Origin of the sequence: Streptomyces spinosisporus, assembly GCF_022698145.1 — a bacterium.
Taxonomy (GTDB): Bacteria; Actinomycetota; Actinomycetes; order Streptomycetales; family Streptomycetaceae; genus Streptomyces; species Streptomyces spinosisporus.
Map to the genome: position 1 here is coordinate 160,139 of NZ_JALDAX010000009.1, position 14,777 is coordinate 174,915.

A 14,777-nucleotide genomic window follows, 5' to 3' on the forward strand; every position below is an offset into this window, starting at 1 on the left:
CACCACGGGAGCGTACGGTCGGACAGTGGACGCCACCGTTCACTGAGAGCGCGACGCACCATGAGCAGCAGCCCACAGCCAACGCCCGCAGCACAGGCCACCGCCCGCGAACCGGGCAGCGGCGGAAACGGCATGGCGCTGTTCGTCATCGCCTCCTGCCAACTGATGGTGGTCCTCGACATCACCATCGTGAACATCGCGCTGCCGCACATCCAGAGCGCCCTGGACTTCTCCACCACCAGCCTGTCCTGGGTGGTCAACGCCTACACCCTCACCTTCGGCGGCCTGCTGCTCCTCGGCGGGCGCACCGGCGACATCCTGGGCCGGCGGCGGATGTTCGTCTTCGGGGTACTGCTCTTCGCCCTGGCCTCCCTGCTCGGCGGGTTCGCGCAGGACTCCGGTCAACTCCTGGCGGCACGCGCCCTGCAGGGGGTCGGTGGCGCCATCGCCTCACCGACCTCGCTCGCCCTGATCAGCACCACCTTCCGCGAAGGCCCCGAACGCAACCGGGCGTTCGGCGTCTTCGCCGCCGTCTCCTCGGGCGGCGGTGCCATCGGCCTGCTCGCGGGCGGGATGATCGTCGAGTGGCTGAACTGGCGCTGGGTGCTGTTCGTCAACGTCCCCATCGGCGTGCTCATCGCCCTCGCCGCACCCCGCTGGATCAAGGAGTCCGAACGGCACCCCGGCCACTTCGACATCGCCGGTGCACTGACCTCCACGATCGGCATGGTGCTCCTCGTCTACGGGTTCATCAGGGCCGCGCAGGAGGGATGGCGGGACGCGCTCACCCTGGCCTCGTTCGCCGCTGCCGTCGTCGTGCTCGCCGGGTTCATCCTGATCGAGCGCAGGTCCCGGCAGCCCATCACGCCGCTGCACATGTTCGCCGACCGCAACCGCGCGGGCACGTACGGGATCATGCTGAGCCTCGCCGCCGCGATCTTCGGCATGTTCTTCTTCCTCACGCTCTTCGTGCAGGACGTGCTGAGCTTCAGCCCGCTGCAGGCCGGGCTGGCCTTCCTGCCGGTCAGCCTGGTGATCGCCGTCGGCGCGGGCCTCGCGTCGAAGTTCCTGCCCAGATTTGGTCCCAAACCCTTCATGGTGGTGGGCGCGGTCCTCGCCGCGGTCGGCCTGGCCTGGCTGACCCTGACCGACGTCGACTCCACCTACGCGGGCAGCATCATCGGCCCGATCTGCGTCTTCGGCCTCGGCATGGGCATGCAGTTCGTGTCGCTGACCCTCATGGCGCTCTCCAACGTCTCCGTCCAGGAGACCGGTGCGGCCTCCGGACTGCTCAACGCCACGCAGCAGGTGGGCGGTTCGCTGGGCCTGTCCATCCTCGTCACGATGTTCGGCACCGCCAGCACCAATGAAGCGAACAAGCAGATCCCCCGCTTCCTGGCCCAGGCGACCCCTGCCGAACGCCTGCGCTTCCAACGCACCGGCCGGCTCCCGAGCCCCTGGTCCGACGAGGTCCTCACCGCCGGCGTGTCGGCGGCCTTCGTCATGGCCGCGATCTTCGCCGTGATCGCCGCTCTGATCGCCCTGTTCGCCATCCAGGTCCGCCCCTCCGACCTGGAACGCCTCAAGGGCGGAGTCGGACCCGGGCAGGGCTGAGATCGGCGACGGAAAACGGGAGGCGGGTCGCCGCCCGGTCGTGCAAGGCTGACGGATGGGCCCGGGCTCCCTCGGGCGCCTTCACATCCCGCCTTGAAAGTGATGGGAGTGCCGGTGACCTCACCGCGCCTTGCCCCGCTGCTGGACCAGTTCGACTTCGCCTGCGAGCGCCTGGTCGCGCGGATGACGGGGCCCGTGATGGACAGCGGGGACGGCTCGGACACCGAGGTCGGGGCGCTGACCGACGAGGAGTACCTCTGGGAGCCCGTACCGGACTGCTGGTCCGTGCGGCGGCGGGCGGACGGGCCGGGATCCCGCGCGACGCAGCTGGCCGGCCGGGCCGACGGCACCTGGGGACGCGACGCCGCGCCCTACCCGCACCCCTGGCCACCGCCCTTCACCACCCTCGCCTGGCGGCTGAGTCATCTGAGCGAGATGCTCTGGCTCCGCGCCGACCACACCGCGGGCAGCCACCAACTCACCCGGGACGACTACGTGGTCAGCGGTGACGCCGCGACCGCACTCGCCGCCTTCGACGCCGGTGCCACGGCCTGGCGCAAGGCGCTGCTGAGCACCGACGACGCGGCGCTCGACACGGTCGGTCACTGCACCTATCCCCACGGCAGCGACCCGGAGGAGCCGTTCGTCGACATCGTGTGGTGGGTCAACCAGGAAGTGCTGCACCACGGTGCGGAGATCGCGCTGCTGCGCGACCTGTACCGGCTCAGGCCGTAGGGACCAGCCCCAGGTGCTGCGCCCGCAGGACCGTGCTGACGCGGTCACGGGTGCCGAGCTTGCGGTAGATCTTCTCGATGTGCTTGTGGACCGTACGGTCCGAGATGCCGAGCCGGCGGCCGATCGCGGCCGCGGTCAGGGCGTCCGTGAGCAGCAGCAGAACCGTCAGCTCCCGGGGCGTGAGCGCACAGTCGGCGGCCGCCTCCCGGGCGGGGCCCTCGGCCGGGGACGGAGCGGTAGCCCGGCGCAGGCGCTCCAGCAGCTGCCGCTGCTCCTCGACCGCCGCCAGCAGCGGCTGCAGCTGCTGGGCCGTACGCACATGGTCGTCGGTGAAGTCCTCGCCGGAGCGGTACACCATGCATCCGGTGATCGGCGCCATCGACCGCGGCAGCGGAATCGCCAGCACATGGTCCGCGTCCATGACGTCTCCGATCAGCCGTGCCGTCGGGCTCGCCCGCCATGCCCGCCCGGCGGCACGGCGCGCGGTCAGGGGAGTCCGGTCGGACCGGGCCGCGTAGTGCTCCGCGAACGGGAACCCCGCGCGCAGCAGACCCATGTTCTTCTCCCCGAGCCCGTCGAAGACGTCCGCCAGGGCCGACGGCATGCCGACCGTGCCCGCGGACTCGTTCCAGTCGTCGAGCTTGTAGACCAGCATCTCGCCGCCGCACAGACCCGGCAGCGCGCCCGCCACCAGCGGCCACAGCCGCTCGGGCTCCCGCTCGTTGAGCGCGGCCACCGCCACCGACAGCATGCGCTCCCGGGGATCACCCGGCACCTGAGTCACGTTCTTCTCCGCTCGTCCGCCGCGTACGCAGTTGTACCCATACCGGCGACGCCCGCGCTGCCCGAGACTTCAGTCGGGCAACAGCGTCGTTCTCGGATGTACTCCAGCACACCGGCCCGACGAAGGCCGCAGCGGGGGAGCGCCCGGCGCCAGGGGACGACGCCGGAGTCTCCCCACCGTGCGGGGCCGCCGGCGCGGGGGATCGGCGGTCCCGCACGGACCCTCGCGGCCCCTTGGCCGACTGGAAACGGCGGCGCCCGGAAACACCGCAGCGCCGTCGGCACCACCAGGAACTGGCTGTGCCGACGGCGCTGATCCGTACGGAGGACGCCTCAGGCGGGACGCACGGCTATGCGGATCGCCGCTTCCCCGGCGTTGTGGATCGACTCCTCGCGGATGACCGAACCGGGGCCGGGCGCGTGGATCATCAGGCCGTTGCCGGTGTACAGGCCGACGTGGCTGAAGTTGTCGTGGAAGAAGATCAGGTCACCGGGGCGGCTCTCGGCGATCGGGACCACCATTCCCGCGCCCGCCTGCTCGGACGTGCTCCGGGGCAGGGCCACGCCTGCGGCCTTCCACGCGGCCTGGGTGAGACCGGCGTTGTCGTACGACTCCGGCCCGACCGCACCCCACAGACACGGCCTGCCGATCTGCGCACGAGCAAAGGCGACGGCCCGGTCGGCCTTGGTCCCGACGGGCGCCCCGGCCACGACCGGCACCTCGGCCACGGGGACGCCGGTGTCGAGCACGCTGGGCTGGTACATGCCCCAGTTCTGGCTCGCGGGGACGCCGGCGCCGGTGTCGAGGACGCTGGGTTGCGACATGCCCGCGGCCTCGGCTGCGGGGACCCCCGTGTCGAGCACGCTGGGCTGATACATGCCCCAGTTCTGGCTCGCCGGGATGCCGGTGCCGGTGTCGAAGACGGCCGGTTGCTGGGCGTACCAGTCCGTGGTGGTGGGGACGCCGGTGTCGAGGACGCTGGGTTGCAGCATGCCCGCCGCCTCGGCTGCGGGGACCCCGGTGTCGAGGACGCTGGGTTGCGGCATGCCCGCCGCCTCGGCTGCGGGGACCCCCGTATCGAGCACGCTCGGCTGCAGCATGTGCGCCGCGTCGGTCGTGGGGACGCCTGTGTCCAGCACGCTGGGCTGCAGCATGCGTGCCGCCTCCGTCGCCGGTACGCCTGTGTCCAGGACGGACGGTTGCTGCAGCCGCCAGGCCTCCTCGGCCGCGCGGTGGGCCTGTTCCGCCTGGGGCTGCCAGGGGGCGGGGGCCTGGGTGGCCTGCGGGGCCTGCGCAAGCTGGGCCGGCTGGGGCTGGGCGGCCATGAGCGGCGCCACGGACGTCTGCCGGGCGGTGTAGCGGTACAGCAGGTCGCTGGCCGCCGCGATCTTGCGCTGGTTGTCCTGCTTGGCCCTGCGCAGCGTGACCTGCCGGGGTTCCGGCGCGGAAGCCGCGGGCGGGGCCGCGGTCTCCCGCCGCTGGGTCGGCACGGCGGGCAGCGCGGCCGTCGGGGCGGCCGTCAGCTCCGCCACGGGCCGCTGCCGGCTCTCCGCGGCGGGCAGTTCGAGCACGGGCTTGGCGGCGGACTCCAGTTCACGTCCGGCCCGCGACTCGGACGGACCTTCCGCGGAACGCGCGGGCCGGGGGCGGCCCGCACGGGACGCCGAGCGCTGGGCGGGCTTGCGGTCGGCGGGCAGAGCGGCCGGGACCGTCGGGCCCAGCGCGGAGCGTGCTCCCTGGAACCACTGCCGCGCGATGGCGTCCAGCTCGGGGTCCGAGGCGCGGCGGCCACCTCCGGCCGGGGAGCCGCCGCGGTTTCGCGCACCCGCCGACTGCGCCCGGGTGATGTTGTGGAGACCGGTGTCGCTCTCGGCCCGGTCGTAGAGGCTGCTCACCCGCTGCCGGACGTCTTCACGGCTGGGACCTTCGTCCCCTGCGGCTGCGGCGTCGGCGGTCTGTGAGAACAGGGCCACCGAGGTGAGGGCCGCCGTGGCGATGGCGGAATTGCGCACTCCGGGGAGGCCGGAGCCGCCCGTGCGCGATGGTCGTTCCGGCGCCATGGGAGCCGTACTCCTTCCGTACTCCGCCTACCGAGTTAGCTGTCGGGTTCGGGCGGTCGTATCCGGAAGGCATGCCCTACGGCCCTTGCCCCGGAGGGCAGTTGGGCCGATTCACCCCATCGTTCGGTTGGGTCCCCGGCTCCGGCTGCCGCGAGGGCGCACCGGATTGGGCGGAGGCCGCACGTCCCGACGGGGTTCGCCGGAGGAACTCGAGCGGCCTGATGCCACGCTAGCCAACTTGTGCGGCTCGTGTGAAGGTTGACGGGCGGAATGTCCGATACGCTTTTGTGACCTTCGTCGTGACGCGCCGTCAGGTCCGTGTGCCGTGCACATAGCGGCAGCGGACGGCGACCGACGGTCGCGGACGACCTGCGGTGCCGAAGCGGAACGACCGGTTCAGGAGCCCTGGCCCCCGCTGCGCGCCGCGCGCTCGGCGTTCCGCTTCTTGATGCGCGCGCCCTCCTTGCGGACGTCGGCCTGGACGGCGCGCTCCTGGACCAGCCACTCGGGCTGCTCCTGCTTCAGGGCCTCGATCTGCTCGGTGGTCAGCGCCTCCGTGACGCCGGCGCGGGCGAGACCGGAGATGGAGACGCCCAGCTTCGCCGCGACCACCGGACGGGGGTGCGGACCGTTGGCCCTGAGCTCACGCAGCCACGCGGGCGGATCGGCCTGCAGCTGGTCGAGCTCGGCCCGCGAGACCGTGCCCTCACGGAACTCGGCGGGGGTGGCCTCGAGGTACACACCCAGCTTCTTCGCCGCGGTCGCGGGCTTCATCGTCTGGGTGCTCTGGTGCGACTTCATGAGGTCAAGGGTATCGAGCGGGTGCGGGCCCGCCGACCACGGCCGGTAACCTGGCGGCGTGACAGACCCGCAAGCATCCCCCGCGTTCCGGCTCGCGTACGTCCCGGGGGCGACGCCCGCCAAGTGGGTGCGGATCTGGAACGAACGCTTCCCGGCCGTCCCGCTGACCCTCCACGCCGTACCGGCCGCCGAGGCCTGCGACGTGCTGCGCGCCGGCCGGGCCGACGCCGGACTCGTACGGCTGCCGGTGGACCGGACGTATTTCAGCGCCATCCCCCTGTACACGGAGACGACGGTCGTCGTGGTCCCCAAGGACCACGTGATCACCGCGGCGGACGAGGTGACGGTCGCCGATCTCGCGGACGAGGTGCTCTTCCATCCGCTGGACGACGTTTTCGCGTGGGACCGGCCGCCGGGCGAGCCCGCCTTCGAGCGCCCCGCCACCACGGAGGACGCCGTCGAGCTCGTCGCGGCGGGCGTCGGCCTCCTGGTCGTACCCCAGTCGCTGGCCCGCCTCCACCACCGCAGGGACCTCACCTACCGGCCCGTCGCGGACGCCCCCCAGTCCGCCGTCGCCCTGGCCTGGCCCGAGGAGGCGACCACGGACCTGGTCGAGGACTTCATCGGCATCGTCCGCGGCCGTACGGTCAACAGCTCCCGGGGCCGCAAGGCGACCGAGCCGGAGCCGCCCAAGGCGAAGGCCGGCGCCCGGCGCAAGCCCGCAGCGGGGAAGACCGCGGCGCGCAACCCGCGAGGTGGTTCCGACGCCTCCAAGGGCGCCAAGCGCAGGAAGCCCCGCCGCAGGGGTTGAGAGTCAAGTGCGGTCCTGGCCCCGGTCATTCATTCGTCTGTAGCGGCGTGTGCGCGCCGTGAGGGGTGCGGCTCTGGCTTATCTTCGCCACGAAATCCGACATCCGGAGTGGATATGTACAAAACGGATGACGTGGCTGTCGTGGCGGAGAGGACGGCGATCGACGCGCCGTCCTGCCCGCAGGAGCGCCGCGCCACCTTACGGCCCTGGGTCATCGGCGTCGTCGTGGCGACAGGCTCGGTGGCGGTCCCAGCGCTCACCGGCGTCGGATGGCTGAACGGCCCCGCTGTCGCGGCCTGGCGCACGGTCTGCCTGGCCATCACCGTCCAGGCGCTGCCCTTCCTGCTCCTCGGCACGCTCCTGTCGGGGGCGATCAACGCCTTCGTACCGGCCGACCTGTTCACCAGGGTGCTGCCCCGGCGCCCGGCACTGGCCGTCCCGGTGGCCGGTGTGGCAGGAGCCATCCTGCCCGGCTGCGAGTGCGCGTCCGTGCCGGTCGCCGGCAGCCTGATCCGGCGGGGCGTCACCCCGGCCGCGGCCTTCGCCTTCCTCCTGTCCGCCCCCGCGATCAACCCGATCGTGCTGACCGCCACGGCCATCGCCTTCCCCGGCAACCCGGCCATGGTCGCCGCCCGGCTGCTGGCATCCCTCGTGACCGCCGCCGTGATGGGCTGGCTGTGGCTCTGGCTGGGACGTGCGCACTGGCTGCGCCCGGCCGCGCGGCACACGGGACATCAGCCGGGCCACAGCCGCTGGCAGGAGTTCCGCCTCGGCTTCCGGCACGACTTCCTGCAAGCAGGTGGCTTCCTGGTGCTGGGCGCCATGGCGGCGGCCACCTTCAACGTCGCCGTGCCGAGCTCCGTCCTCGACACCTTCTCCGGTTCCCCCTGGCTGTCGGTGCTCTTCCTGGCCGGACTCGCGGTGCTGCTCGCCGTCTGCTCGGAGGCCGACGCCTTCGTCGCCGCGTCCCTCACCGGCTTCTCGCCCACCGCGCGGCTGGCCTTCATGGTGGTCGGCCCGATGGTCGACCTGAAGCTGATCGCCCTTCAGACGGGCACCTTCGGCCGGGCCTTCGCGCTCCGCTTCTCCACCGCGACCACGGTGGTGGCCGTCACCGCGAGCGTCCTGATCGGAGGCGCGCTGCTGTGAAGCGCCACGTTCAAGCCGCCCTGCTGGCCCTGACCGGCCTCGGTCTGCTGCACGCCGCCCTGTTCACCGACCTCTGTCTGCGCTACGTGAAGGAGGGGCAGCGCCCCCTCCTGATCGCCTCCGGCGCGCTGCTCGTCCTGCTGGGCCTCGCGGGAGCGATCCTGGACCGGACGGCCCCCGAGGGCGACGGCCACGCCGACGACCATGACGGCACGCACGCACACGGCCACGACCACTCCGCCGTCCCCCGCGTGGCCTGGCTGCTCTTCCTACCCGCCCTCAGCCTGCTCTTCTACGCCCCGCCCTCGCTCGGCGCGTACACCGCCTCGCGGGCGAGCGACCAGGCGGTGAAAAAGGAACAGCACTTCGGTCCGTTGCCCGCCACGACACCCCTGCCGATGACCCTGTCGGACTTCACCGCACGGGTCCGGCAGGACCGGGAACAGTCCGTGCGGGGCCGCACCATCCGCATGACGGGCTTCGTCACCCCCGCGGGGAAGGACGGCGGCTGGTATCTCACCCGGATCATCTTCACCTGCTGCGCGGCCGACTCGCAGACCGTCAAGGTCCGCATGTACGGCACGCCCGCCGCACCCGCCGACACCTGGCTGGCCGTCACCGGCACCTGGCACCCCGGCGGCACCCTCGGCACGAGGACCGCCCCGGCAGCCCTGGACGTCCACCACACCACCCGCATCGCACCGCCGATCAACGCCTACACGGACGACCTTCCGCTCACCCCGTCCTGACCCGGCCGCTTATGGTGACGCCATGAGCGATCACGTTGAGGCGCCTGTCACGCCTGTCGAGGCCTATGAACCCCCTTACTACGTCGCCGTGTTCACCACGGTGCGAACCGAGGACCAGAGCGACTACAGCGAGACCAATGCACGCATGGAGGAGCTGGTGAAGGACATCCCCGGATACCTGGGGATGGACCACGCGCAGACCCCCGGCGGGCTCGGCATCACCGTCAGCTACTTCCGTGACGCCGACGGCCTCGAGGAGTGGCGGACCCACCCAGAGCACCGCGCCGCACAGCAGCGCGGGCGGGCCCAGTGGTATGAGCGTTATACGTTGCACGTGGCGAAGGTGGAGCACAGCAGCACCTTCGAGAAGGCCTAGCAGATCTGCTGCCGAACGGAGCTGCTGTTGAGCGGACCTGCTACTGAACCGACCGGCATCACACGTCGAAGTACAACTCGAACTCATGCGGATGCGGCCGCAGTTGCAGGGGTGCGATCTCGTTGGTGCGTTTGAGGTCGATCCAGGTGCTGATCAGGTCGGAGGTGAAGACGTCGCCCTGGAGGAGGTAGTCGTGGTCGGCCTCCAGGGCGTTCAGGACGGCGGGGAGGTCGGTGGGGACCTGGGCGACGCTCGCGTGTTCCTCGGGGGCGAGTTCGTAGAGGTCCTTGTCGACCGGCTCGGGCGGTTCGAGCTTGTTCCTGATGCCGTCGAGGCCGGCGAGGAGCATCGCCGAGAAGGCCAGATACGGGTTGCAGGACGGGTCGGGGGCGCGGAACTCCAGCCGCTTGGCCCGCGGGTTCGTTCCGGTGATCGGGATGCGGATGCACGCTGACCGGTTGCGCTGCGAGTACACGAGGTTGACCGGCGCCTCGAAGCCGGGCACCAGCCGGTGATAGGAGTTCACCGTCGGATTGGTGAACGCCAGCAGCGAGGGGGCGTGTTTGAGCAGGCCGCCGATGTAGTGGCGGGCGGAGTCCGACAGGCCGGCGTAGCCCTCCTCGTCGTAGAAGATCGGGCTGCCGCCCTGCCACAGGGACTGGTGGGTGTGCATGCCGGAGCCGTTGTCGCCGAAGATCGGCTTGGGCATGAAGGTGGCGGTCTTGCCGTTGCGCCAGGCGACGTTCTTGACGACGTACTTGTAGAGCTGCAGGTCGTCGGCGGCGTGCAGCAGCGTGTTGAACCTGTAGTTGATCTCGGCCTGTCCCGCGGTGCCCACCTCGTGGTGCTGCTTCTCGACCAGGATGTTGCACTTGATCAGTTCGAGGGTCATCTCGGCGCGCAGATCGGCGAAGTGGTCGACGGGCGGGACGGGGAAGTAGCCGCCCTTGTAGCGGACCTTGTAGCCCCGGTTGTCCTGCAGCGCACCCGTGTTCCAGGCGCCCGCCTCGGAGTCGATGTGGTACGACGCCTCGTTCGTCCTGGTCTCGAACCGCGCGCTGTCGAAGACGTAGAACTCCGCCTCCGGACCGAAGAACGCCGAGTCCGCGATCCCCGTCGACACCAGATACGTCTCCGCCTTCCTGGCAACGTTGCGCGGGTCGCGGCTGTACTGCTCGCCGGTCACCGGATCGTGGATGAAGAAGTTCACGATCAGGGTCGTGTCCTTGCGGAACGGGTCCAGACGGGCCGTCGGCAGGTCGGCGCGCAGCGCCATGTCGGACTCGTGGATGGCCTGGAAGCCGCGGATCGACGAACCGTCGAAGGCCAGCTCCTCGTCCGGGTCGAAGATCTCCACCGGCACGGTGAAGTGCTGCATGATCCCCGGCACGTCGCAGAAGCGGACGTCGACGAACTTCACGTCCGCGTCGGAGATGAACTTCCTGGCTTCCTCGGCGTTCTGGAACATCCGACTCACCGTCCGTGTGGCGGGGCGCCTGCTGTGCTGTGCAATGTAGAGACCGCGCGCGGAGGGCGGAAGCGTACGGCGCGGAAGCGTGCAGCCACGGACATTGCGGGCGCCCGGTGGCAGAATCGGCCAAGTGGACCGCGGGATCCTCGAGCGCGAGCCCGAGCTGGCCCAGTTGGCCGCGGCCGCACGGGAGGCGGCGGACGGGGCCGGTTCGGTGGCGCTCGTCTTCGGTGAGGCCGGGATCGGCAAGTCCAGCCTGGTCAGGGCGCTGCCCGGCCGACTTCCCGCGCAGGCCAGGATCCTGGTCGGCCAGTGCGACGACCTCGCGACGCGACGCCCCCTCGGGCCCTTCCGCGACCTGGTCGGCAGCGTCGGCGCCGAACTCGCCCGCGCCGTCACCGACGGCGGCGACCGGCAGCGCGTCTACGAGGCCCTGCACGCCGAGCTTGCCGTGACTCCGCACCCCGCAGTACTCGTCGTCGAGGACGTCCACTGGGCCGACGAGGCCTCCCTGGACGCCCTGCGCTTCCTGGTGCGCAGGATGGAGCGGCTGCCCGCCCTGCTCGTGCTCACCTACCGTGACGACGAGCTGAGCCGCGGACACCCCCTGCGCCACCTCCTCGGCCAGGTCTCCCGCGCCCCCCGCGTGCACCGCCTGCCGCTGGCCCGGCTGTCCCTCGACGCCGTCCGCACCCTCAGCGGCGCCGGCCGGCTCGACCCGGCGCAGGTGTACGCCGTCACCTCCGGCAACCCCTTCTTCGTCACGGAGGTGCTCGCGGCCGGCGGCACCGGGGGAGTGCCCCCGACCGTCGTCGAGGCCGTGCTCGCCCGCCTGCGCGGCCTGGACCCGGCCAGCGTGGACGCCCTGGAACAGCTCGCCGTCGTCCCCTCGGCGGTGGAGCGCCCGCTCGTCGACGCCCTGCTCACGCAGGGAGTGGCCGTCCTCGCGGCGGCCGAGCAGCGCGGGCTGCTGGCCGTGGCCCCGCAGCGGGTGGCCTTCCGGCACGAGCTGATCCGGCGCGCGATCGCCGACGCCGTACCCGCCGCCCGGCGCATCGAGCTCAACCGCAACGTCCTCGCGGCCCTCGTCGCCCGCCCCGGTGCCGACGCCGCCCGTGTCGTCCACCACGCCGCCCAGGCCGGCGACGAGGACGCCATCGCCCGCTACGGACCCGACGCGGCCCAGGACGCCTCCTCGGCAGGCGCCCACCGCGAGGCCGCCGCACAGCTGCGGCTCGTCCTCCAGCAGCGCCACCGCTACGCCCCGCCCGACCTCGCCGACCTGCTCGAACGTCATGCCGTGGAGAGCTACACCATCGCCGACTCGGCCACCGCCGTCGCCGCCCAGCGCGAGGCGGTCGCCCTGCGCCGCTCGCTCGGCGACATCCGCGCCCTCGGCGCCGATCTGCGCTGGCTGTCGCGCATCCACTGGTGGGCCGGGGACGCCGACGAGGCGCAGGACGCCGCCCGCGAGGCCGTGACCGTCCTGGAGCACGCGGGCGACGACCGGCTCCTCGCCCTCGCCGTCAGCAACATCGCCCAGCTGCGGATGCTCTCCGACCGCTACCCGGAGGCGGTGGAGCACGCCGAGCGCGCCATCACACTCGCCCAGAAGACCGAGGACAGCGCGATCCTGTCCCACGCGCTCAACAACCTCGGCACGGCCCGCTGGCGCGGCGGCGACCCCGACGGCCGCAAGCAGCTGGAGGAGAGCCTCCACGTCGCCCTGGCCGCCGGCGAGGTCGAACACGCCTGCCGTGCCTACGCCAACCTCATCTGGACCCTGCTCGACAGCCTCCAGTACACCGAGGCCGACCGCTATCTGGTCCCCGCCATGGACCTCGCCGACCGTGCCGAGCACCTCGGCTTCCTCACCTACCTCCACGTCGAGCTGGCCATCCGCCGGCTCGCCGCCGCCGACTGGGAGGACGCCGAGCGGCACGCGGAGTTCGGCATCCACGACTTCCTGCCCGCACGCTCCCCGGCGCTGACCGTCCTGGCCCGGGTGCGCACCCGCACCGGCCGGCCCGGCGCCGGTGAACTCCTCGCCGAGGCCCAGGAGATCGCCGTACGCACCCGGGAACTGCAGCGCACCGGCCCGGTGGCGGCCGCGCTGGCCGAGGCGGCCTGGCTGCGCGGCGACCACACCGCCGTGCTCGAGACCGTCACCCCCGTCCACGCCCAGGCCCGCCACCTCACCGGGATTCCCTACCGGGCGGAGCTCGGCTACTGGCTGGCCAAGGCCGGCCGGCCCGTCCCGCTGGACGACTGCGACCACCCGTACGCCCTCCAGGTCCGGGGCCACTGGCGGGAGGCGGCGGCGCTGTGGCAGTCGGCCGGCTGCCCCTACGAGCACGCCGCCGCCGTCGCGGAGAGCCCGCATCCCGCGGACAAGATCGAGGCGCTCGCCCGCCTCGACGCCCTGGGCGCCGAACCGCTGGCCCGGCTGATCCGCACCGAGCTGCGCGAGCTGGGCGTCAAGCACGTCCCGCGCGGCCCCGTCGCCTCGACCCGCGGCAACCCCGCGGGCCTCACCGAGCGCCAGCTGCAGGTCATGCGGCTGCTCGCCCAGGGCCTGACCAACGCGGAGATCGCCGCCCGGCTCGTGGTGTCCGTGCGGACCGTCGACAACCACGTCCGCGCGGTCCTGGACAAGCTCGACGCCCCCACCCGGCGCCACGCCGCGGCCCGCGCCGAGGAGCTCGGACTCCTCCGCGAGGGCGAAACGTAGGTAGCGCACACGCCCGAGCTGGGTGACGGCCACGGATGCCCGCACGCGCGCAACACGAGTAGAACGTGCGGATCGGCCCGTCTCCGACCAAACGGGGGATATCGCATGTCCAGTACACCCGCCCAGGCCGCCCGCACCGAACTCTCCGGCTTCAACGGGGAGCTGATCGGACCCGAGGACTCCGCCTACGAGGAGGCCCGCGCCGTCTACAACGCGATGATCGACCGCCGCCCCGCACTCGTCGCCCGCTGCGCCGACGCGGACGCCGTCGCCCGCGTGATCGGCTTCGCCCGCGCCCACGACCTGCCACTCGCGATCCGCGGCGGCGGCCACCACGGCGCCGGCATGGGCACCGTCGACGGCGGAGTCGTCGCCGACCTCTCACCCCTGAAGGACGTCCAGGTCGACCCCGGGGCCCGCACCGTCCGGGTCGGCGGCGGCTGTGTGTGGGGCGAGGTCGACCGCGCCACCAACCCGCACGGCCTCGCCACGCCCAGCGGCATCGTCTCCACCACCGGCGTCGGCGGCATCGCCACCGGCGGCGGACTCGGCCACCTCACCCGCAAGTGCGGGCTGACCATCGACAACATCCTCTCCGCCGAGGTCGTCCTCGCCGACGGACGGCAGGTGCACGCGAGCGGCGACGAGAACGCCGACCTGTTCTGGGCGATCCGTGGCGGCGGCGGCAACTTCGGCGTCGTCACCTCCTTCCGGTTCAGGCTGCACGAGGTCGGCACGGTCGTCGCCGGACCCACGTTCTGGCCCGTCGAGGCCGGCGCCGAAGTCCTCACCGCCTACCGGGAGTTCCTGCCGAACGCGCCCCGCGAGCTCAACGCCTTCTTCCTGTACGGCACCGTCCCGCCCGCCCCGCCGTTCCCGGAGGAGATCCAGCTGCGCAAGACGGCCGGCGTCGTCTGGTGCTACGCGGGCAGCGACCCCGAGGAGGCCGCACGTCTGATGGCGCCGCTGCTCGACGCTCTGCCCGAGCCGCTGCTGCACTTCACCGCGCCGATGCCGCACCCGGACCTGCAGTCCATGTTCGACGAGCTCTACCCGCGCGGCCACCAGTGGTACTGGCGCGCCGACTTCGTCGACGAGATCCCGGACGAGGCCGTGGAACTGCACGCCAAGTTCGGCGCCGAGGTGCCCACTGTCCAGTCGACCATGCACCTCTACCCGATCGACGGCGCGGCCCATGACGTCGGCCCCGACGAGACCCCCTGGGGCTACCGCGGCGCCACCTGGTCGACGGTCTACGCAGGAGTCGACCCCGACCCGGCCAACGCCGAGCTGATCAAACGCTGGGCGGTCGACTACTCCGACGCCCTGCACCCGTTCTCGGCGGGCGGCGCCTACGTCAACATGATGATGGACGAGGGCCAGGAACGCGTCCGCGCCAGCTACGGCGCCAACTACCAGCGGCTGGCCCGCATCAAGGCCGAACTCGACCCGGACAACGTCTTCCGGCTGAACCAGAACATCCGGCCCAGCTGACG

Annotated in this window: 12 protein-coding genes and 1 riboswitch; of the genes, 8 read left to right on the forward strand and 4 right to left on the reverse strand. The window is 72.0% G+C overall.

Translation table 11 applies throughout. The features are described 5' to 3' along the window. The first annotated feature begins 60 nt into the window (after nucleotides 1-60). Nucleotides 61-1,614 (forward strand): MFS transporter, encoded by a 1,554-nt coding sequence (locus MQN93_RS23840; protein ID WP_242711192.1) that lies wholly within the window; start codon nucleotides 61-63, stop codon nucleotides 1,612-1,614. A 102-nt stretch (nucleotides 1,615-1,716) separates the two neighbouring features. Then, entirely contained in the window at nucleotides 1,717-2,349 is a 633-nt protein-coding gene (locus tag MQN93_RS23845; RefSeq protein ID WP_242711319.1) for a DinB family protein, read from the forward strand. Here the strand turns inward: MQN93_RS23845 and MQN93_RS23850 are convergent. The 3 genes from MQN93_RS23850 to MQN93_RS23860 form a co-directional block, all read right to left on the reverse strand. Next, a complete protein-coding gene (locus MQN93_RS23850) occupies nucleotides 2,339-3,133 on the reverse strand; it encodes a helix-turn-helix transcriptional regulator (RefSeq protein ID WP_242711193.1) in 795 nt (264 codons plus the stop codon). The two genes, MQN93_RS23845 and MQN93_RS23850, sit on opposite strands and share 11 nt — an antisense overlap. A gap of 332 nt (nucleotides 3,134-3,465) precedes the next feature. Next, the gene (locus MQN93_RS44250; RefSeq protein ID WP_308404379.1) at nucleotides 3,466-5,193 is read right to left on the reverse strand and encodes a C40 family peptidase; all 1,728 of its coding nucleotides are present in this window, start codon (nucleotides 5,191-5,193) and stop codon (nucleotides 3,466-3,468) included. A gap of 8 nt (nucleotides 5,194-5,201) precedes the next feature. Then, nucleotides 5,202-5,376: riboswitch (cyclic di-AMP (ydaO/yuaA leader) on the reverse strand. A gap of 213 nt (nucleotides 5,377-5,589) precedes the next feature. Next, nucleotides 5,590-5,994, reverse strand: coding sequence for a DUF5997 family protein (locus MQN93_RS23860; RefSeq protein WP_016433723.1), 405 nt, complete (start codon nucleotides 5,992-5,994; stop codon nucleotides 5,590-5,592). A 58-nt stretch (nucleotides 5,995-6,052) separates the two neighbouring features. Here MQN93_RS23860 and MQN93_RS23865 point away from each other — a divergent pair, with 58 nt between their 5' ends. The 4 genes from MQN93_RS23865 (at nucleotide 6,053) to MQN93_RS23880 (ending at nucleotide 9,079) form a co-directional block, all read left to right on the forward strand. Continuing rightward, nucleotides 6,053-6,805 (forward strand): LysR family substrate-binding domain-containing protein, encoded by a 753-nt coding sequence (locus MQN93_RS23865; protein ID WP_242711194.1) that lies wholly within the window; start codon nucleotides 6,053-6,055, stop codon nucleotides 6,803-6,805. Nucleotides 6,806-6,919: 114 nt separating this feature from the next. Further along, nucleotides 6,920-7,954: a permease gene (locus MQN93_RS23870; RefSeq protein ID WP_242711195.1), complete on the forward strand. Its 1,035-nt coding sequence runs from the start codon at nucleotides 6,920-6,922 to the stop codon at nucleotides 7,952-7,954. Further along, nucleotides 7,951-8,703, forward strand: coding sequence for a TIGR03943 family putative permease subunit (locus tag MQN93_RS23875; protein ID WP_242711196.1), 753 nt, complete (start codon nucleotides 7,951-7,953; stop codon nucleotides 8,701-8,703). Before MQN93_RS23870 ends, MQN93_RS23875 begins: the two co-directional genes overlap by 4 nt. 22 nt (nucleotides 8,704-8,725) lie before the next feature. Then, the gene (locus MQN93_RS23880; protein WP_242711197.1) at nucleotides 8,726-9,079 is read left to right on the forward strand and encodes an antibiotic biosynthesis monooxygenase family protein; all 354 of its coding nucleotides are present in this window, start codon (nucleotides 8,726-8,728) and stop codon (nucleotides 9,077-9,079) included. A gap of 58 nt (nucleotides 9,080-9,137) precedes the next feature. Here MQN93_RS23880 and glnA read toward each other — a convergent pair whose 3' ends face one another. Then, nucleotides 9,138-10,547 carry a type I glutamate--ammonia ligase gene (glnA, locus tag MQN93_RS23885; protein ID WP_242711198.1) on the reverse strand — a complete coding sequence of 470 codons (1,410 nt, stop codon included), beginning with the start codon at nucleotides 10,545-10,547 and terminating at the stop codon, nucleotides 9,138-9,140. 133 nt (nucleotides 10,548-10,680) lie between these two features. On the opposite strand from glnA, the gene MQN93_RS43985 reads away from it, so the two are divergent. Together MQN93_RS43985 and MQN93_RS23900 are read left to right on the forward strand one after the other, a co-directional pair. After that, on the forward strand, nucleotides 10,681-13,281 hold the full coding sequence (locus MQN93_RS43985) for an ATP-binding protein (RefSeq protein ID WP_308404380.1): 2,601 nt from the start codon (nucleotides 10,681-10,683) through the stop codon (nucleotides 13,279-13,281). 105 nt (nucleotides 13,282-13,386) lie between these two features. After that, nucleotides 13,387-14,775, forward strand: coding sequence for an FAD-binding oxidoreductase (locus MQN93_RS23900; protein ID WP_242711199.1), 1,389 nt, complete (start codon nucleotides 13,387-13,389; stop codon nucleotides 14,773-14,775). Nucleotides 14,776-14,777 lie beyond the last annotated feature (2 nt).